The sequence below is a fragment of the Microbacterium sp. SY138 genome (assembly GCF_039729145.1).
GTDB lineage: Bacteria > Actinomycetota > Actinomycetes > Actinomycetales > Microbacteriaceae > Microbacterium > Microbacterium maritypicum_A.
Genome location: NZ_CP155793.1, coordinates 2,356,189 through 2,374,694 on the forward strand (window position 1 = coordinate 2,356,189; position 18,506 = coordinate 2,374,694).

At 67.2% G+C, this 18,506-nt stretch carries 18 protein-coding genes; 7 read left to right on the forward strand and 11 right to left on the reverse strand.

The window, feature by feature from the left end; genetic code table 11:
• Positions 1-81 precede the first annotated feature (81 nt).
• Positions 82-288, reverse strand: coding sequence for a DUF3499 family protein (locus ABDC25_RS11225; RefSeq protein ID WP_021199833.1), 207 nt, complete (start codon positions 286-288; stop codon positions 82-84).
• Positions 289-366: 78 nt separating this feature from the next.
• Here ABDC25_RS11225 and ABDC25_RS11230 point away from each other — a divergent pair, with 78 nt between their 5' ends.
• Positions 367-795, forward strand: a complete 429-nt coding sequence (locus ABDC25_RS11230) for a hypothetical protein (protein ID WP_021199832.1) — start codon at positions 367-369, stop codon at positions 793-795.
• A gap of 29 nt (positions 796-824) precedes the next feature.
• Here ABDC25_RS11230 and ABDC25_RS11235 read toward each other — a convergent pair whose 3' ends face one another.
• The 4 genes from ABDC25_RS11235 to manA form a co-directional block, all read right to left on the reverse strand.
• Positions 825-2,210: a DUF5719 family protein gene (locus ABDC25_RS11235; RefSeq protein WP_347122986.1), complete on the reverse strand. Its 1,386-nt coding sequence runs from the start codon at positions 2,208-2,210 to the stop codon at positions 825-827.
• Positions 2,207-5,311, reverse strand: a complete 3,105-nt coding sequence (locus ABDC25_RS11240; RefSeq protein ID WP_347122987.1) for a glycosyltransferase — start codon at positions 5,309-5,311, stop codon at positions 2,207-2,209. Before ABDC25_RS11240 ends, ABDC25_RS11235 begins: the two co-directional genes overlap by 4 nt.
• Positions 5,312-5,413: 102 nt before the next feature.
• Positions 5,414-5,734, reverse strand: coding sequence for a WhiB family transcriptional regulator (locus ABDC25_RS11245; RefSeq protein WP_081859749.1), 321 nt, complete (start codon positions 5,732-5,734; stop codon positions 5,414-5,416).
• Between the two features lie 164 nt (positions 5,735-5,898).
• Positions 5,899-7,029, reverse strand: coding sequence for a mannose-6-phosphate isomerase, class I (gene manA / locus ABDC25_RS11250; protein WP_347122988.1), 1,131 nt, complete (start codon positions 7,027-7,029; stop codon positions 5,899-5,901).
• Between the two features lie 68 nt (positions 7,030-7,097).
• Here manA and ABDC25_RS11255 point away from each other — a divergent pair, with 68 nt between their 5' ends.
• Both ABDC25_RS11255 and ABDC25_RS11260 read left to right on the forward strand, forming a co-directional pair.
• Positions 7,098-8,513 carry an O-antigen ligase family protein gene (locus ABDC25_RS11255; protein ID WP_347122989.1) on the forward strand — a complete coding sequence of 472 codons (1,416 nt, stop codon included), beginning with the start codon at positions 7,098-7,100 and terminating at the stop codon, positions 8,511-8,513.
• Complete coding sequence (locus tag ABDC25_RS11260; RefSeq protein WP_347122991.1) at positions 8,510-9,808, forward strand: O-antigen ligase family protein; 1,299 nt, start codon at positions 8,510-8,512, stop codon at positions 9,806-9,808. Before ABDC25_RS11255 ends, ABDC25_RS11260 begins: the two co-directional genes overlap by 4 nt.
• Positions 9,809-9,821: 13 nt before the next feature.
• On the opposite strand, the gene galE is transcribed toward ABDC25_RS11260, so the two are convergent.
• A complete protein-coding gene (galE, locus tag ABDC25_RS11265) occupies positions 9,822-10,811 on the reverse strand; it encodes a UDP-glucose 4-epimerase GalE (RefSeq protein ID WP_167254471.1) in 990 nt (329 codons plus the stop codon).
• Positions 10,812-10,985: 174 nt separating this feature from the next.
• Here galE and ABDC25_RS11270 point away from each other — a divergent pair, with 174 nt between their 5' ends.
• The 3 genes from ABDC25_RS11270 to ABDC25_RS11280 all read left to right on the forward strand — a co-directional run bounded on the left by ABDC25_RS11270 (position 10,986) and on the right by ABDC25_RS11280 (position 13,327).
• On the forward strand, positions 10,986-11,954 hold the full coding sequence (locus ABDC25_RS11270) for a glycosyltransferase family 2 protein (RefSeq protein WP_167254473.1): 969 nt from the start codon (positions 10,986-10,988) through the stop codon (positions 11,952-11,954).
• Positions 11,951-12,538: a hypothetical protein gene (locus tag ABDC25_RS11275; protein WP_021199823.1), complete on the forward strand. Its 588-nt coding sequence runs from the start codon at positions 11,951-11,953 to the stop codon at positions 12,536-12,538. The genes ABDC25_RS11270 and ABDC25_RS11275 overlap by 4 nt, the downstream gene beginning before the upstream one ends.
• 150 nt (positions 12,539-12,688) lie before the next feature.
• Positions 12,689-13,327, forward strand: a complete 639-nt coding sequence (locus tag ABDC25_RS11280; protein ID WP_167254475.1) for a hypothetical protein — start codon at positions 12,689-12,691, stop codon at positions 13,325-13,327.
• An 88-nt stretch (positions 13,328-13,415) separates the two neighbouring features.
• On the opposite strand, the gene ABDC25_RS11285 is transcribed toward ABDC25_RS11280, so the two are convergent.
• Positions 13,416-14,378: a 3-oxoacyl-[acyl-carrier-protein] synthase III C-terminal domain-containing protein gene (locus tag ABDC25_RS11285; RefSeq protein WP_167254477.1), complete on the reverse strand. Its 963-nt coding sequence runs from the start codon at positions 14,376-14,378 to the stop codon at positions 13,416-13,418.
• Positions 14,371-14,598 carry a hypothetical protein gene (locus ABDC25_RS11290; RefSeq protein ID WP_152525884.1) on the reverse strand — a complete coding sequence of 76 codons (228 nt, stop codon included), beginning with the start codon at positions 14,596-14,598 and terminating at the stop codon, positions 14,371-14,373. The genes ABDC25_RS11285 and ABDC25_RS11290 overlap by 8 nt, the downstream gene beginning before the upstream one ends.
• Before the next feature lie 102 nt (positions 14,599-14,700).
• Here ABDC25_RS11290 and ABDC25_RS11295 point away from each other — a divergent pair, with 102 nt between their 5' ends.
• A complete protein-coding gene (locus ABDC25_RS11295; protein ID WP_152525883.1) occupies positions 14,701-15,573 on the forward strand; it encodes a hypothetical protein in 873 nt (290 codons plus the stop codon).
• 55 nt (positions 15,574-15,628) lie between these two features.
• On the opposite strand, the gene ABDC25_RS11300 is transcribed toward ABDC25_RS11295, so the two are convergent.
• The 3 genes from ABDC25_RS11300 to ABDC25_RS11310 form a co-directional block, all read right to left on the reverse strand.
• Positions 15,629-16,873 carry a glycosyltransferase family 4 protein gene (locus tag ABDC25_RS11300; RefSeq protein WP_347122994.1) on the reverse strand — a complete coding sequence of 415 codons (1,245 nt, stop codon included), beginning with the start codon at positions 16,871-16,873 and terminating at the stop codon, positions 15,629-15,631.
• Between the two features lie 80 nt (positions 16,874-16,953).
• Positions 16,954-17,688, reverse strand: coding sequence for an ABC transporter ATP-binding protein (locus tag ABDC25_RS11305; protein ID WP_021199817.1), 735 nt, complete (start codon positions 17,686-17,688; stop codon positions 16,954-16,956).
• Complete coding sequence (locus tag ABDC25_RS11310; RefSeq protein ID WP_031207347.1) at positions 17,688-18,506, reverse strand: ABC transporter permease; 819 nt, start codon at positions 18,504-18,506, stop codon at positions 17,688-17,690. The genes ABDC25_RS11305 and ABDC25_RS11310 overlap by 1 nt, the downstream gene beginning before the upstream one ends.

Consider the following 18,506-nt stretch of genomic DNA (forward strand, 5'->3'; position numbering starts at 1 on the left):
CCGCCCTGGCACGCCTGCGGTCAGCGTATCCAGACTTCGGATCCTCGCCGACGGCTGCGTCCGCGTGTCGACGCAACGCCGTCAGGCGCGGAGGGCCTCGTGACGGACGACCAGCCAGCCCGCGGGAACCGAGAGCCGGTCCGCATGCGGTGAGCACAGATCATGTGCCTGCGGGTCGTTCGCGGCGCCGAGCGGGCCGAGCGCCGCCATCTGATCGCCGTAGTCGTAGGTGAGGGTGGCTACGGCTTCGCGCGCGCAGCCGACCTTCGAGCACAGTCGTCCGTCCATCTCCGCCAGCGTACGGCGCGCCCCGGGTGAGCGCCGGATGCCGCGCCGAGTGATCCTCGCACCGCCTAGACTTTCGTCATGCCCCGCCGTCGCACCGCTCATGCCTCCGCTGCCCCGCGGCGCGGTGCACGGCACGGACGACACGGGCGTCTCGGCCGCAGCGAGGTCGTACGACCACCGCTGGCTCCGCTCGACGGCCGCCTCGACAGATTCGACCTCACCGTCGGAACGGCCGTGGAGTTCCTCCGCGGGACATGGCCAGAGTTGCAGAACGTCCGGTTCGAGATCGGCGCGATCCCGGGTTTCGACGCCGGCGAAGAGGTGCCGCGCTGGTACCTCGATCGCGACAATCGACGTATCGTCCTGTTCCGACTTCCCATCGAGCGGCTCCTGCCTCCGGGGCACGACGATGCCGCCCACAGACGCATGGCCATCGAGAGCGCGGTGTTCCGGGCCGCCGCGGAGTACGTCGGCCGTGAACCGTGGGATCTCGGTCACGAGCACTGACACTCCGGCGGCCGGGGCCCCGCATTCCGTCAGGGATAGACCGTGATCGGCTTCTCTCCGCCGCTGCTCGCCTGCACCGGGAGCACTGCGAGCGCCCCGGGTGCCGTGAGGGTCACGGCCGCGTGCACGGGCGCCGTCGTCCGCATCCGGTACGTCGTCCGCCCCTCCACCGCGATCCCGCCGGTCTCCCCCGCGGGGATGACGACCTCCTGGGCCTGACCGCCGTCGACCGGCTCGAGTGTGACGGTCGCGTCCCGGTCCGAGGTGTTCGACACCTGCAGTCGTGCATCGGGACCGGAGGGCACGGCGAAGACCACCTCGGCGTCGATCTCCGGCGCGGGGGTGACCCACGCGAAGTCCGAATCGAGACCGAAGCCGTCCTGCTGTCTGACCCCGGCGAGGAGCGGCACGTCGGATTCGACCTCGACGGTGTACCGACCGGGCTCGAGGCCGGAGAGCGAGACCTGAGCGGGAAGATCCGCCTCGACGGGCACGGTGAACTCGTCTACAGGCACCGTGGCGCCCTCGGCCTGCACCCTCACCTGGACCCGAGCGTCGACGCCGGGGGCCAGCACCCGCAGAACGGCCATCTCCGCGTCATCGCCGTTGGCCGGGAACGCCTGCACTCCGGTGAAGACGAGTCTCTGCTGGGGGCCCGCGACCGAGTCCTGGAGATCGATGCCCGCAGGATCGAGGACGCGCACGAGCGAGGACTGCAGGGCCGCTCTCACCGGAGCTCCCACCGCGCTCACCTTGACAACCGGCAGATCGTTGCCGGCGGCGAACGAGGTCAGAGGGAGCGCCGTCTGCGAGCGCGGAGGGACGATGACCGTCCGGGTGCTGCGGGCGGCTCCGTACACGGCGAGGGTCACCGTCGACGGGACCTCGGTCGCGTTGGTGAGGGTGATGATGTCTTCGGTGCCGGTGTCGATGCTCCCGCCCACGAGCCACGACTCCAGCCTCGGCACGCCGCAGGGCAGGGCAGCGTACCCCGCGAGGTCGTCCGCGGCGATCGTGACGGACTCGGCACCGGCGATCAACGGTGCCGAACGCCCGTCGACCGGGCCGGTGAGCACCTGCGGTCCACCCGCATCGGGCAGATCGGGTACCTCAAGCGTCTCGGACGACGGTCTTCCGGCCGTGCCTCCGGACGTGAGGCTCGTCGGTGCCGCGGAGAGCATGTCCAGGGGGGCCGACGCGTCACGACCGAGAGCACGGAGATCGCCGTTGCAGACCAGCACGCTGTCGCCGGGCACGGGTGTGACCTCGACCTGCGCGGGGTCGTGCGCGACGGTCGGCCACGGCGCATGGATCGCCGTGGCGACACCGACGACGCAGGCGGCGATCACGGCCACGCCCGTGATGACACGGGCGCTGGTCGCGGCGACCCGGAAGGCGCGGTTCCCGTTGCTCATCGGTCCTCCTCCATCGGCTTCGCGTGTTCGTCGTGGGGGCTCGCCGAAGCGCCGTCCGCCGACCCACCGTCCGCTGTCGCCTCGCTCACCGTCGCGTCGCCCACCGTCGCGTCGCCCGCTGTCGCGTCGCCCACTGTCACCTCGTCCACCGGCCCAGCGGCGTCATCGATCACCGGATCAGCGATCGGCGCCAGTGCCTCGTCATTCAGGGCGGGCGCGTCCTGGGGGTCCTCGATCACCCCGACGGGCGCTTCATCGAGGGAATCCCTGTCCTCCGCGTGCCGAGGCAGCACGATCGGCTCCTCAGGCACGCGACCGACGATGCGCGACTGGGCGCGAGCCGCACGACGCGACGCACGGGTCGGGATGGACAGCAGGAGGGCCGCGAAGACTGCGAGCAGCTGCACGGTGATCACGAGGCGAGCAGTGCCCTGCTGGGCGGATGTCAGCGGTGGCTGTTCGGCGGCGTCGGCATCGAGACGCCAGAGCACGCCGCGATCGGTGGTGCCCGCGTGCACGAGGCCGGCACGCTGATCGATCGAGGCGACCGCCGCGGTACGAAGCGCCCGCGCCTTGTCCCCTTCACCAGGAACCTCAGCGACCAGGACGTAGCTGATCCCTTCGGCGGCCAATGCTCCGGGCGCATCGAAGTCGCGGGCCGAGAGGAGATCCACGGCCAGGGCGGAGATGTCGGCTCCCTGCGGCTCGACCGCGGTGGAGATCATCGTCGACTGCGACCCCAGCGTCTCGCTGGCTCCCCAGGCCACTTCTGCGGCCAGTCCTCCGTCGTTCTGCGGGGTGAGCACGAGGGTCGCGATCGGCCGATCCCCTGCGGCCTGTGCAGCCACATACGAGGGCAGCGTCGACTCAGGACCGTTCGTGAGCACCGAGCGCCCCATGTGCAGCGCGCTGAGCGCCGGGATCGCGCAGACCGCCAGTGTCACCGCCGCGGCGACGGCCGCGAAGATCCGCAGACGCGGAAGCGTGAGCGCGGTGTCGAGCGTCACGAGGGCAGCCCCTACGACACCGATCCACGCCAGGCTGAGTCCGGTACCCGGCCAGATCGCCACCGGCGTCCCCTGCGCGAAGCTCACCGTGACCCCGACCGCGAGGAACGCCGTGGCGAGCCCGGACAGGGCGACCACGAGCAGGGTGATCCCCGCGCGCCAGCGTGGAGCGACCGCCGCACCGAGCGCCAGCACGGCGAGAGGTGCGCACAGGAGTGGCGCCCACACGGCGATGGGTGCGGGCAGAAGCGCCATCCAGCCGCCCAGCTCCGATGTCGGGAAGCCACCGGCGATCGCGAGGCGTCCGGCGGCGTCAGCGGCGGCCTGGGGGCCCGCCCAGATGAGTCCGGGGTCGCCGAGGATCCCCAGAGGCGTGCCGTGAGCGAGCTGCCAGATCACCAGTGGTGCGAACAGGGCGATCGTCGGCACCGGCAGCCAGAGCAGTCGCCCCGCGCCACGGAACTGCGCCGTTCCCAGCACGATGCCCAGGGCGACAATCCAGAGCAGCGCAAGGGCGGGTGCCAGCGACGGTGCGCAGGCGAGCACGGCGGCGAGGAGCAGCGACGCGCTCCCGGCGGCGCCCCATGACCGATGGGCGACCACAGCGCTGTGGAAGAGCCAAGGAAGCAGGAGATGGACGAGCACCGCGGCCGGACGTCCGTCGACCAGGGCGGTGAGGAACGTGGGCGCGAGCGCCCACGCGATGCCGGCGAAGATCCGGAGCCCTCCGCGATCGGTCACTCGCGTGGCGGCGAACCACCCTCCCAGAACTGCGAGCGGGAGGGCGAGGATCCACAACAGCACCATGGCGAAGGAAGGACCGGCAGGCCAGAGCGTCCCGAGTACCGCGACCACGGAGGCGAAGGGGTCGGCAGGGCCGACGAGGCCGAGGGCGACGTCGCGGGTTCCCCACGCCGCATCGCTCCAGAGCGCGGCGATGGTCTGACGGAGCGGCAGCAGTCCCCCGCCCCCGAGCGTCGGCCAGGCGAGCAGGCTCGTGAAGGACGCGATGCTGACGACCAGGGCCGCGAGTACGGCCCAGGCCCCACCACCGGAGAAGAAACGCAGTTCGCTGACCGCACCTCCCTCGCTTCCGTGCCCGTCATCCAGACGCCGTCGCAGCTCGGAGGACGTCACGCGCAACGGAGCGATGCCGGCCCAGGCGGAAGTGCGGAAGGCGCGGATGCCGGCGCGGGAACGTGCGACCGCACCGAATCGGAACATGGCCGTGAGGGCAGCCCCCCATTCGGGGAAAACAGCCTCGGGCCGCTTGCCGACGAGGTCGGTGATGGAGCGCCACAGCGCGAGAGGAAGCAGGCTGAGCCAGTGCAGCGGCACGGCCGCGGCCGGCGCGTACGCCAGCCGTCGGTGCAGCTGGGCCAGGCGGGTCACGTAGGCGCGGCGCGATCGACCCGGCGGAAGCGCAGCAGGACCGCCCGATGATGCTGAGACCCGCGCACTCGGCGCGAGGACGACACGGCCACCGCCGAGGCGTGCACGGACCCCGAGGTCGAGTCCCTCATCGGCCCCCGCGAGGGCCGGATCGGGTCGCAGGGCATCGCGCACCTCGCCACGGATGAGCATCCCCCGCACATCGGCGCCGAGAGCATCGTCGGAACGGTCGTGCTGACCCTGATCGAGCTCTCCCGCCGCGAGTTCGACGGAGCGGCCCCACGCGGTCATGCTGACGCCGAGCGAGACGATCTCGCGCTCGTTGTCCGTGGCGACGAGCTTGGGGGCGACGATGGCGGCGGACGGCGAGCGCTCCAGCGTGCCGCTCAGACGCTCCAGCGCCCGAGGGTGCGGCGTCGTGTCCTGTGCCAGCAGCCAGACCGCAGACCCCTCGGGCACTCGAGGTCGGGCGAGCTCCACCGCCTCGGCGAAGGACGTCGAGGCACGCGCCTCGATGATCCCTTCGACGGTGCCCGCCACGACGTCGCTCTCGCGCACGGACGACGCATCGCCGCATACGACGAGGGTCACCGCCGCCGCGGGGGTGGTCTGCGTGCGAAGGGCGTCGAGAGTGCGGAGGAGTTGCGCTCGGGAAGAGGATCCAGTGCGCGCGACGATGATGGCGTGAACTCGGGCTGGCATGACGTCGTCAGCCTATGCGCGCGAGGGGCGACGTCGACGCACCGGATACGGCGCGCCCGCGAAGCCGGTGGCATCGTCGCTCTCGCGCCGATGCGGGTCCGTTCAGCTCGCGCGGCGCTTGAGCTTCCGGCGCTCGCGCTCGGACAGGCCACCCCAGATGCCGAACCGCTCATCGTTGTTGAGAGCGTATTCCAGGCACTCCCCGCGGACGTCGCACGACGTGCAGATCCGCTTGGCGTCCCTCGTCGATCCACCCTTCTCGGGGAAGAACGCCTCCGGGTCGGTCTGCGAGCAGAGAGCGTCGCTCTGCCAGGCGAGAGCGTTGTCGTCATCGCCGGCATCGGTGCGTCGAACCCCGGGAACACCGAGGTTGATCGGATCGACGAACCAGTTCTCCGGTACGTCTGAACGGTAACCCGTCATCTCGATCTCCAACCCTGTCTCCGCCCCCCGGCGGGCCGTGCGCATGACTAATTACACCCGTGTCATTCGCTCCGGTCAAGTCGCGGATCGTAAACCCTCAAGCGACTCTTGAAGGTTCATGGACCATCACCGGCGTGTCGGGATGCGGTGATCGGCCGCGGGGATCATCGCCCTGGACCAGCGATGAAGACCTCGCCCACGCCCGAGAGCGTGACGGTCGCCTCGTCCGCGTCGGCGAAGGCGACCGTGCCGACCGCGAGCACGAGTTCGTCCCCGGAGGCCGAAGAGACGGTGACGTCTCCCGCGGTGGCGAGCACCATCGTCGGCCCGGAGACGTCGAGGGTGAGGACGGCTCCGTCGACCACGACGCGCTCGAGGGCGAAGTCGGATACCGGAACGGGATACGGCGTGACCGGCCCCGCGCTCTCTGCGCGCAGCACCGGCACCTCCCCGGGAGTGGTGTCGAGGATGGCCAGGAGCTCGGGCACATCGATGCGCTTCGGCGTGAGGCCCCCGCGGAGCACGTTGTCGCTCGCGGCCATGATCTCGACGCCGAGCCCGGAGAGATAGGCGTGCAGCAGACCGGCGCGCAGGAACACGCCTTCTCCACGCGCGAGCACCACATGGTTCATGAGCAGCGCCACGACGACCCCCGGGTCCCCCGGGTACGTCTCCGCGACGTCGGCGATGGCGCGGAGCGTCGTGCTCCACTCCCCCGCCTCGCCCCGAGCCGCGGCCGTGACGATCGCGCCGATGATCTCGTCGACCTCGTCGTCCGCCTCACCGCCGAGCAGCCAGGCGATCACGTCGCGGAGGGCGTCGCCCTCGGCGCGCAGACGTGCGCGCAGCTGTCGGACCCCACGGCTGTCATCGAGCGCCTCGAGCAGAGAGAGCGTGTCGGGGACGGGACGCAGTCCGCTCAGCGACTCGAACCGATCGCTGAGCGCCACCAGGAGTTCGGGTTTGTGGTTGTCATCCCGATAGTTGCGCTGCGGGTCGTCGGCGTCGAGACCGCTCTCCCGCGCCCACCCCGCGCGCGCCTGCTCGATCGTCGGATGCACCTGGATCGAGAGCGGGCGTCCCGCCGCGAGCAGCTTGAGGAGGTAGGGAAGCGTGCCTCCCGTGACCTGATCGAGTGTGCCACCACCGGCGACGTCGGCGGGGTCACCGGGGTGATCGCCGAACCAGACCTCCGCCTCCGGAGCGCCGGTCGGTGTGCGTCCCTCGAGTCCGGCGAGGAGGGAGTCCGATCCCCAGGCGTAATCACGGGGCGTGTTGGTGAGGCTCAGCAGCATGCCACCAGCGTAGAGCCGCGTCGCCGCGTTCAGCGACGTCGGGAGCGCGGGGCGGTAGCCTGAACGCGATGGCCCAGTACACGAAGCATCCGGTGTCTGCCCCGCCCACCGCGCCGGAGCGCGAGTCGACGGGGCATCTCCTGCTGCGCGGGTATGCGATCATCGTGCTATTCGTCACCTTCGCCCACTCTGCCGTCTACAACCTGCTCGGGCCGGAGGGCGCCGCGATCACGCTCGCCGTCTTCACGCTGGCGACGCTCGGCATCGGCGTCACGATGCTCGCCCGCAATCGCCCGCAGCCTTTCCGCTGGCGTCGCCTGCCCTGGACCGCGCTCGGCTACACGACCCTCGCGCTCGTATCCGTGGCCTGGTCGCAGTGGCGCGGGCCGACGCTCATCACCTGGGTCCTGCTCGCGTCCGTCACGGTCAACGCTCTCTTCATCGCCCACGTGCTCACCTGGCATGAGATCGTCCGCGCTCTCTCCTCCGCGTTCAAGTGGATCCTCGGCCTCTCCCTGGCGATCGAGCTCTGGGTCTCTCTGGTGCTTCATGGACCGCTGCTGCCGAACTTCCTCGAACTCCCGGACGGAAAGATCGATCCGCAGTGGTACTGGGTGCGCGACAACCTGTTCGACGGGGGCAGGATCCAGGGCATCGTCGGAAACGCGAATCTCCTGGCGATCATCTCGCTCTTCGCGATCATCACATTCGGAGTGCTGTTCGCCGCCAGAGCGCGGTGGCGCACGACGCTCGCCCTGTGGATGCTCCTCGCGGCGTACTTCCTGTTCCGTACGGCATCGGCCACCGCGATGGTGTGCGCAGCCGCCGTCGCGGTGGTCCTCGTCGTCGCACTCCTGATGCGCCGCGCCCGCACCCCCGGCGCACGCACGCGCATCTACATCGTGGCCATCGGCGGCGCGGCGATCGCGGCCCTGGGCGTCTGGCTGCTGCGCGAGCCGCTGCTCGGTCTCCTCGGCCGCAGCGCCGATCTGACCGGCCGTTCGGACAAGATCTGGACCAAGGTGCTGCAGCGCGCCGTCGAGCACCCGATCTTCGGCAACGGCTTCTCGAGCCCCTGGATCCCGACGGACCCCGCTTTCGACGAGTGGATCACCGACCACGGCATCACCGTGTTCCACGCGCACAACATGTGGTTGGACGTCCTGCTCCAGCTCGGTGTCGTCGGCGTTGTGCTCATGGCGGTCGCGTACGGCACGCTGCTGTGGCGCTCCTGGTTCTTCGCCGTCGACCGTCCCCGCTGGGATCTCGACGGCGCACGACCGTTCTCCCCGCTGACCCTGCTTCCCAGCCTGTTCACGGTGGTGCTGCTGGTGCAGGGCTTCTCCGAGTCCACCCCGATCATGCTGTGGGGGTGGATGCTCCTGGTGCTCCTGTCGTTCAAGCTCAAGTCGGTGCCGCTGGTCGGCGTCGGCGAGCGCGACCTCCTGTTCGAACGCGGCGCTCGGCAGCGGCGGGTGCCGTGACGCCGGCGCGCCCGATGGTCCGCCTGCTCGGATCGGTGGAGCTGGCTCGTGCGTTCACGCTCGCTGCCCTGACCGCGGTGTTCGGATCGTACGCGATCCGGCAGATGACGTCAGCCGTCACGCTGGCGACGATCATCGCGGCGCTGTGCCTGCTCGGCGCGGCGATCCTGTGGGTGCGCAGGGACGAGCTCTCCCTTCTGCGCATCGCGCCGTCGTCGCTGCTCGCATTCCTCGCGTGGGCCCTCGTGAGCGTCTTCTGGAGCACGGACAAGTCCGACACGATCTTCGGCTGGATGTCCTTGTTCGGCTATGCGTTCCTGGCGATCACGATCGGACACGTCCGGGACACCCTCCAGACCGTGCGGGCGATCGGAGACACGCTGCGGGTGCTCCTCGCCGCCTCGCTCGCCGTGGAGATCCTGTCGGGCGTGCTTCTCGACCTGCCGTTCACATTCCTCGGCGTGCAGGGCGACCTCGCGGCGGGCGGCCCGATCCAGGGGCTGTTCGGCAGTCGCAACATGCTCGGGTTCATCGCGGTGATCGCACTGATCACGTTCGTGATCGAGTGGCGGACGCAATCGGTGAACGCACCACTCGCCGTGATCTCGATAGGGCTGGCGGGGTTCCTGGCGGTGCTCTCCTCCTCTCCGACCGTCCTGGTGCTCGCCGGTGCCGTGGGCGTCGTCACGGTGGCGCTCACGATCGTCCGGCATGCGCCTCCGGAACGACGGACGATCGTGCAATGGATGCTCGGGGTCGTGGTCACCCTCGCTCTCGCTGCCGGCTTCGCGCTGCGCCACCAGATCATCGCCCTGCTCGACGCCGGATCCGACTTCTCGCTCCGCGCCTCGCTGTGGAACACCATCCTGGACTTCGTCGCGGTGAAGCCGATCCAGGGCTGGGGCTGGTTCGGTGACTGGGCTCGCGGCGAATACCCGTTCACCTACATCAACTTCCAGCTCGACGATCGCCACCAGAGCGCGCTCAACGCGTTCTTCGACGTGCTCCTGCAACTCGGCGCCGCGGGCCTGGTGGTGTTCCTGCTCCTGGGCGGTGTCGCCCTGATCCGCTCCTGGCTCGTGGCGAGCACACGACGATCGGTCGTCTACGCGTGGACCCCGATCATGCTCGTGACCCTGGCGGTCGACTCGATGTTCGAGAGCTTCACGCTCGTCGGCGCCGGGTGGTTCATGCTCGTGCTGTGCGCCCTACGTGCCGGGCAATCGCGGTCGTGGCGCGAGAACATCGATGCGGCGCATACGGGCGCCATCCCGACGCTGCGTCCGCAGGAGTAGCCGGAGAGCGTCGTCAGCGCACCGAGGGAAGCTTCGCCGCCCAGGTGATCGCGTCGCGCACGCCATCGTCCACAGAGCGCTCCGCACGCCAGTCCAGGACATCCGCCGCGCGATCGACGATCGCGAAGGCGCCCGCCTGGTCTCCGGGGCGGCGATCGATGTCGATCGTGGGAAGGGGCTCACCGGTGACGCGCTCGAACGCCGCCACGAGCTCGCGGACGGTCACGCCCTCCCCTGTACCGATATTGATCACCTGGTAGGGCTCATCGGGTGTGGAGACGTCGTCGAACCTCTTGACAGCGGCCACGTGCGCGAGCGCGAGGTCCCAGACATGGATGTAGTCGCGCAGCCCTGAGCCGTCGCGGGTGGGCCAGTCGGTGCCCGTGATCGAGAACGGCTCGCCGGTCGCGCGGGCCCGCATGATCTTCCCCAGCGCGTGCGAGGGCAGGGGGTTCTGCAGGCCGGTACGCATCTGCGGATCGGCTCCGATCGGATTGAAGTAGCGGAGAGCGATCGCGCGGAAGTCGTCGTTCGTCGCCGCGTCCTTCAAGATCTGCTCGACCATGGCCTTTGTCGTGGCGTAGGGGCTGGACGGTGCGAGGGGGCTGTTCTCGTCGGCGCCCTGACCGCTCTCCCCCGCGTACACCGCCGCCGACGAGCTGAACACGATGCGGGAGATACCCGCGTCACGGAGTCGCTGGAGCAGCACGATGGTCCTGCCCACGTTGGTGTCGTAGTAGCCGAGGGGGTCGGTTACCGATTCGGCCACCACGATGCGGGCCGCGCAGTGGACGACAGCATCGATGTCGGGGTGATCCGAAAGGAGACGGGTGAGGATCTCCGGGTCGGCGATGTCGCCCTCATAGAGATCGCGCCCCTCACAGAACGCTCGAAGGCCCGTGGACAGGTCGTCGAGGATGACCACTTGCATCCCCGCCTCGATGCACGCGGTGGCGACAGTGGATCCGATGTATCCGGCGCCGCCGGTGATCAGTACCTTCATCGCAGCCAGTCTAACCATCGTCTCTCTGCGGCCGAGGTGAGCCTCTCCGCTGATCCCGAGGGAGCGGACGGTAGGCTACTCACTGCTCGTCATGTCCCGCATCGTCCCCGACGGTGACACGTGGTGACGGAGCCCTCAGCCCCCTGAACTGCCATCGATCTTCGAGGAGAAGGTATGACCGCGGCGCCCGCTGCATTCGATCCGAAAGCGGCGACGATCGTCGTCGTCACCTTCAACAGATCGCATCTGCTCACCGGACTTCTCACCAGCATCACGGCGATGGACCCGAAACCCGGGCGCGTCGTGATCATCGACAATGCCTCCTCCGACGACACGACCGACGTGGTCGAATCCTTCCGCGACACCATCGACACCGAGGTGGTGTATCGCCGCTTGGAGACCAACACGGGAGGCTCCGGCGGGTTCAGCGAAGGCATGCGCACCGCGTATGAGCTCGGCTCCGAGTGGATCTGGATGATGGACGACGATGTCGAGGTCGTTCCGGACGGTCTCGCGAAGATGGGCAAGTGGGCCCCTCGTTTCAAGAGCATCCAGGGTCGCCGCTACGACTACGACGGCAGCGAGTTCTACTGGCAGTACCGCATCGCGGAGCGCATGGGCATCCCGATCCCCTTCGCTCCCTCGGGCTTCGACGACTCCGGCTTCAAAGAGATGAACAGCGGTTGCTTCGAAGGCATGTTCATCCACCGATCGATCGTGAAGCAGATCGGCCTGCCCGACCACCGCTTCTTCATCTACTGGGATGACCAGATGTACGGGTGGCTGGCCTCGCGAAAGACCACGGCCGTCATCGTCGACGAGTTCGTGCTGCGCCGCACACGCGAGATCAAGCAGTGGGACATGGGCATCCGCCACATGAACGCCTCGAGCAACGCCTACCGCTTCTACATCATGCGCAATCGCGCCTACATCAAGCACTACTACCGCGCGCACGACAACTACAACCCCGTGCTGTTCGGACTCGGCACCGGGATGACCTTCGCGAAGGAGCTCATCCGCCTCTTCTTCGTCGAGCGCACCGTCCGCGGCACGAGCAACCTGTTCCGCGGGCTCAAGGAAGGCCGCAAGATCAGCCGCGACCGCTCCTGGAAGCCCATGCCCGCGCTGGAAGACGCCTCATGAGTGAGCCGTCCCCCGAGCTCCGGTGGGCACCGATCGAACCGAAGCCGAGGAACAGGGGCCGAATCTGGCTGATCGTCGGCCTCGCGATCGCCGGGCTGGCGGTCCTCGCCATTCTGCTGATCCTCCTTCTCCCGCGCGGCGAGAGCCCGACGCCTGGAGTCAGCGGATCTCCCAGCCCAGCGGCGACGGCATCGCCGGACCCGTCATCGACGACCACACCGTCGAGCTCTCCCACGCGCACGCCGGAGATCACTCCCCCCGCGCCGACCGACCCGAGCCTTGAGAATTTCCGTGCTCAGGTGGGCGGATGGCTAGGCGCCGCCGATCGCGGTCTCGATATCGTTTCCAGCTCAGATGCGCAGGATGCGGTGTCGGTGATCGACAGCCTCCAGATGGATGCGCAGCGCTTGTCGGATGCGCGACCGCCGGCCTCGATCGACCAGATGTGGCGCGATGGCGTCACCGCCTACGGTCAGACGCTGTCAGATCTGCGCACGGCCGCCTCTGCCGGAAACGAGACGAAGGCGGCTGTCGCCGCAGCCCGAGCCTCCGCCCACGAACTTCAGTCCCTCCTGGGTCTGTGAGCGGAAGAACAATACGGAAGGGCAATAATGCACAACGTCGTACTCACCGTCGATGTCGATTGGGCACCCGATTGGGCGATGAAACAGTTACTGGATGTACTCGTGGAGGCTGAGACACCGTCGACGTGGTTCGTCACGCATGAATCTCCGATGCTCGACGTTCTGCGTGAGCACCCGACACTCGTCGAGATCGGCGTTCACCCAAACTTCCTCCCGGGCTCCAGCCACGGCGAGAGCCCCGAGGAGGTCATCAGCGAGTGTCTTCGCTTCGCCCCCGAAGCGCGCACGATGAGGACCCATTGCCTCGTGCAATCGACCCCGATCCTGCAGACGGTCGTGGACGCGAGCCCCATCAGTGTCGACGCAAGCGTCTACCTGCGAGACCTCAGCGGGGTTTCTCCTTCGACGCTGCCTCTGGACCATGGACGCAGCCTGACTCGATTCGCTTACGTCTGGGAAGACGACCTCGAGTTCTTCGCTGAGGAACCCCGCTGGGACGGGCCCCGCTTCATCACGGATCGCGGTACGTCGGATGAGATTACGATCATCGATGTCCACCCGATCCACTTCGCTCTCAACAGCGCGAGCGTCGGCCCGTATGAGCGCCTCAAAGCCGCCCTGGGCAACATGCGCAACGTGACGGAAGCTGACGCCGCCGAGTTCAGAGGCACGGCCCCTGGGGCGCGCACTTTCATCCAGTCGATGCTGGAGGCCAAGAACACGCTCGATGCGGAGTTCACGACGCTGTGGAGCCTGGCCGAGTCGAAACGACTCACAGACGCACGCTGAGGTGAACGAAGAGACCCACGCGCACGGTTCGTCGAACGCGGGCCGATCCCCGGTTCGATGAATCGTGCGCGTGGGTCGCGCAGGAACCTCAGATGCGGCGCTGCCTGACGACGGCACCCGCAATGGTCAGCCCAACTCCGAACCCGAGGAATCCGATCATCGACTCATCACCCGAAGCGTCCGCAAGCTGGAACGGGATGGAGCTCTGAACCACGTTGCCGTAGCCTGCGGAGCGGAAGAGACTGCCTTGCTCTGCGTTCAGGACCTTCTCGACGGCGGTGACCACAGTTCTCGATCCCTGATGCACATACCACGAGACATCATCGAGCGAACCGGCCTGGTCGGTCAGGTCCTGGACGACCTCGGCGATGTTGCGCAGCACGAACGTGTAGACCGCTCCACCATTCATCGTGAGATGCCCCGACTCGCGGAGCGCATCAGGTGTGATGCAGAGGTCCGCTGCGTGGCCTCCCTCGGATCGGAAGGTCGAAGCGATGATCTCCCACTCGTGTGCGACGACACCGTCCGGAACGTTGGACAGAGGCGCGCCGCTCACGATGAGCACGCTTGCTCCGTCCGAGAACAACGGCGAGACTTTGAGCTCCGACGGGTCGTAGAGCTTCGTGTAGGTGTCAGCGGCGACAAGAAGCACGGTACGCGCGAGCCCCGCGGCGATAATCGCGTCGACGACGGCCAGTGCGCGGACGAATCCGGTGCACGCGTCATTGATGTCGAGGACGAACGTCTCCTTCTTGAGATCGAGCCGCGCCTGAAGGAGATGTGCGTTGCCCGGGGCCGTCAAGACACTCGTCGACGAGACATGCACGAGTCCGTCGACCGCGTCCCGCCACCAACCATCGTCGATCTTCTCGATCGACTCGACGGCAAGATCCATGGCCGAGACGTCGTCCGGTGTGGCGTACAACGTGTGGAACCCGGTCTTGTCCATGAAGTCAGGGCGCACCGGGCCGTACTGTTCGAGAAGCTCGGCGACATCGATCCTCTCGGAACCAAGCGCGGTCGAAGGCCCGTAGACCCAGAGCTTACTCAATGAAGCCCTCTGTCCTGAGGATGCCCGCGAGCTCGTCGAAATCCTTGAACGAGGCGAGCGCGTCGATGTCGCTCACGCCGTCGCCGAGGTGGTCGTGGAGGTGCGTGGTGATCTCGAGCTGGTCGAGGGAGTCCCAGAGACGATCGCTGGGAGCACCGTCGGGCTGCACACCGCCGAGCGCCTCATCGATGAGCGACTTAAGTTCCGCAGATGACATCACGACGGCTGACTCCTCTCAGGCATCGAACTTCTCGACGCACGACACAAAGTATATCCCTCGGGACTCTCAGAGAGGCGTCGAGGGCCGAATAGAATCACTTAGATGATCACTCACGACGACCTCCGCCGCGCTACCGACATAGAAGCCGCAGAGCCATTCGAAGTTGCCGGGCTGGATATGGCAGGCACGGATCCCGGTCGGTCGATTCTCAGCTTCATCGACGACGCCCGCTTCCTGCCGGAGGCCGCAGCCAACCCTGCCCTCCGCGTCCTCCTGGTCGCGACGCCGCTGGAAACGGATGCACGGGCGGTTCTTCACGACGTGGTGATCGTCGTCACCGACGATCCCCGTTGGGCGTTCTACTCACTGCACAATCAGGTCGCGCTGACCTCGACGCTCGAGACGGAACCCAGTGTCATCGCGGACAGCGCCTCGATCCATCCGACAGCGTTCGTCGACCCCATCGGCGTCGAGATCGGCGCGAACGTGATCATCGAGGCCAACGCGACCGTTCTGCGGTCGGCCCGGATCGGCGCCAACGCCGTGATCAGGGCGGGCGCAGTGATCGGCACCAGCGGATTCGAGCACAAGCGAACGAGCCGCGGCGTGTTGAGCGTCGTCCACGACGGGGAGACGGTCATCGGCGAAGGGTCCGAGATCGGGTCGCTCACGGTTGTGGGACGTGGCTTCTCTCGTCGCCACACTCGCCTCGGCGCAGACTGTCGCATCGATTGCAACGTGATGATCGCCCACGGCAGCCAGCTCGGGGAACGCGTGTTCGTTGCCGCGGGTGCGGTCCTGGCAGGAAGCACAGCAGTCGGAGATGACGTCTGGGTCGGCCCCAACGCGACGCTCATCGACCGGGTCCGGGTCGGCGCGGGTGCACGTATCGGAATCGGGAGCGTGGTCTTTCGCGAGGTATCTGCCGGCGACCAGGTCCTCGGCAACCCCGCGCGGGTGGTTGCCCGCTCTTAGCGGGCAGACGTGGTTGCTGTCGGCACGGCAACCACGTTCACGCCGGCTGTCCGGCCTACCCGGCGCGGTTCGAGCGTGAACCCGTCTGAATCGGTTCCTCCGCGAGCTCCTTCAAGACCTCGAGGTGGCGCCCGGCGACGGCATCGATGGTGAAGTTCTGGTCGATGAACGCCTGAGCATTCATCGACACGGCCTCGCGCGTCGCTTCGGGGTTGTCGAGAATCTGATTGATCAGAGCGGCCAGCGCCACGGGATCGGCTCCGGGATCCTTCGAACTCACGGGCGGAACGATGAACAGTTCTCGCCCGCTCTCCACGACGAGATCGAGGAAGTTGTCCGGCTCGATCGCCGCGATCACGGGGATACCGGATGCGAGCGCTTCGAGGCTCGCTGTCCCGAACCCACCACCTTCGAGTTCGTGGACTTCGATCTCCGCCGCAGCGAGATAGTCGGGCACCTCTGCCTGAGGCAGAGCGCCCAGCGCGACGACGGCGTGCTCGACATCGAGCTCAGCCGCGATCTTCAGGAACTCATCGTGGTAGACCCCGCCGACGACCACGACCAGGGTGTCGGGGTGCTCGACGAGGATCTGCGGCAGAGCGCGAACGAGCGCGATGCGGCTCCGTTGCGGAATCACGTGTCCGATCGAGACGATGATGCGTTTGCCCGGCTGCCCCAGCTTCGCGATCGCGACGGAGGCATCCCCGCCTCGCATGACGGCGGGATCGATGCCCACCGGAATGTTCACCTTTCCACTGATACAGCGCGCGTACCGCTTGTCGATGTAGCGATCCATCAGGATGTCCATCACCACGAGCTTCGGCCGATGGACCCGCATGAGAGGAGCGACGAGCATCCGGTCGGCGACCCCGTAGACGAACGAGTTGAACTTGCTCAACGGGCTTTCCAGCCGGGTGTGAATGCTCAGGAGGGTGGGCACACGTCGCTTTCTCGCCCACCATCCACTGAGCCAGGTGAGGTCGAAGAACTGCCCGTGCTGGTGGACGACGTCGGGCGCGAACGCATCGAGCAGTTCGAATACACGACGCTTCGCGCTCGGGGAAGAGACGAACCCGATGTCGAAGTTCGCGGCGAACCGCGTCTTGGGCAGGGTCCAGGCGGGAATCCGCACGATCCTTATCCCGTCCTTCGTCTCTTCCCGCGGCGCCTCGCCGTATGTCGCGGTGAGCACGAGGACCTCGTGCCCGGCTGCTGCATACTTCTTCGCAAGGTGCTGAGCGAGATGCGCCGAGCCACCAGGGCGAGGCGGGAAGAAGTTGTTTACGACTGCAATTCTCATGCCCAGTCCATTTCGATACGTGCGACCGCGGGAATCCGCGCACAGCTGACCAGCCTAACAAGACTCCGGCTGGGGACATCTCACCCCGAGTGGTCCGCGTTGTACATGTCGAGGACTTCGCCGATCGAGGCGTCGAGGACGAGCGCACCCTTGTCGAGGTAGAGTCCCCGAGTGCAGAACCTCCGGAGGTCGCGCTCGTTGTGGCTCACGAAGAAAAGCGTGCGCCCGTCTGCCAGCAACTCGTCGATGCGCGTGTAGCACTTCTCACGGAAAGCCTTGTCGCCCACCGCCAGCACCTCGTCGACGAGCAGGATGGGCTCGTCGAGCTGCGAGACGACGGCGAAGGCGAGTCGGACCTTCATCCCGTTGGAGAGATGCTTGTAAGGCGTGTCCTCGAATCCAGCGAGCTCGGCGAACTCGATGATGCCGTCATAGCGTCGACTCACCTCTTCGCGTGACATCCCGTGCAGACCCGAGGTCAGACGCACGTTCTCCCGAACCGTGAGATCTCCGACGAACCCCCCGGTGATCTCGATGAGCGGAGCCACTCCGCCGTTCACCTCGACCGTGCCCTCGTCCGGCAGAAGCACCTTCGCGACCAGACGGAGGAGAGTGGACTTCCCCTGACCGTTGCGCCCGACGACACCGATCGACTCCCCCGGTTCGACCGAGAACGTCACGTCGCGGAGTGCCCAGAACTCACCCGGGCGCGAACGCCGAGAAGCACCGGCGAAGAGATCCTTGAAGCTGCGGCTGCCGCGCCTGTTGCGACGGAAGTGGACGCCGAGCCCCCGCACTTCGATGGCCGCGCCCATCACAGCTCCTTCAGGACGGGTCGTTCCAGGCTCCGGAATGTCCAGATGCCCAGTCCGAGGATCAACAGACTCATGACGACGCTGATGGTCAGGGTGAACGGGTTCCATTGATCAGGGAAGAAAGGCATGCGATAGAGCATCATGATTCCCGCAAGAGGGTTGAATGCCCCGAGCGTCTGGAAGATGCCGGGAAGATCGGTGACGTTGTAGATGATCGGTGTCGCATAGAACATCGCGCGCAGAACCAGTGCCGTCGTGCGTTCGAGGTCGACGAAGAGCACGCAGAGCGGGGCAATGAGCAGGCCCAACCCGACGAGGAGAACGGTCTGCAGAATCATCGCCACCGGCATCCACAGGATGCCCCAGCCGACGTGCACGGTTCGCCCCGGATCCAGCTCGACGAACAGGTTCACGACGATGAAGAGCACCAGTACCGGCAGCGAGAACAAGTACTCGATGCCCTTGCTGAGCACGATCCGATTCACCCAGATCGAGCGTGGGATGGCGGTGGAGCGCACCAGCCGGGCGTCCTTCTTGAACGCACGGGTGAAGTCGGACACCGAAGCGTTAAACCACACCCACGGGAGCAGCGCGCTGATCAGGAAGATGATGTAGGGCTCTTCGCCGACGTCGCGGTTGAACACCTGTGTGAACACGAACCAGTAGATCGCACTCATCACGAGCGGATCCAGCACCGACCACAGATACCCGAGGAGGCTGGTCGAGTAGCGGACCTTCAGGTCACGGGACGACAGCAGCCACAACGAATGCAGATATCGCCGGGGCGTCCCGGGCGCCCCGACAGCAGCGTGACTCAC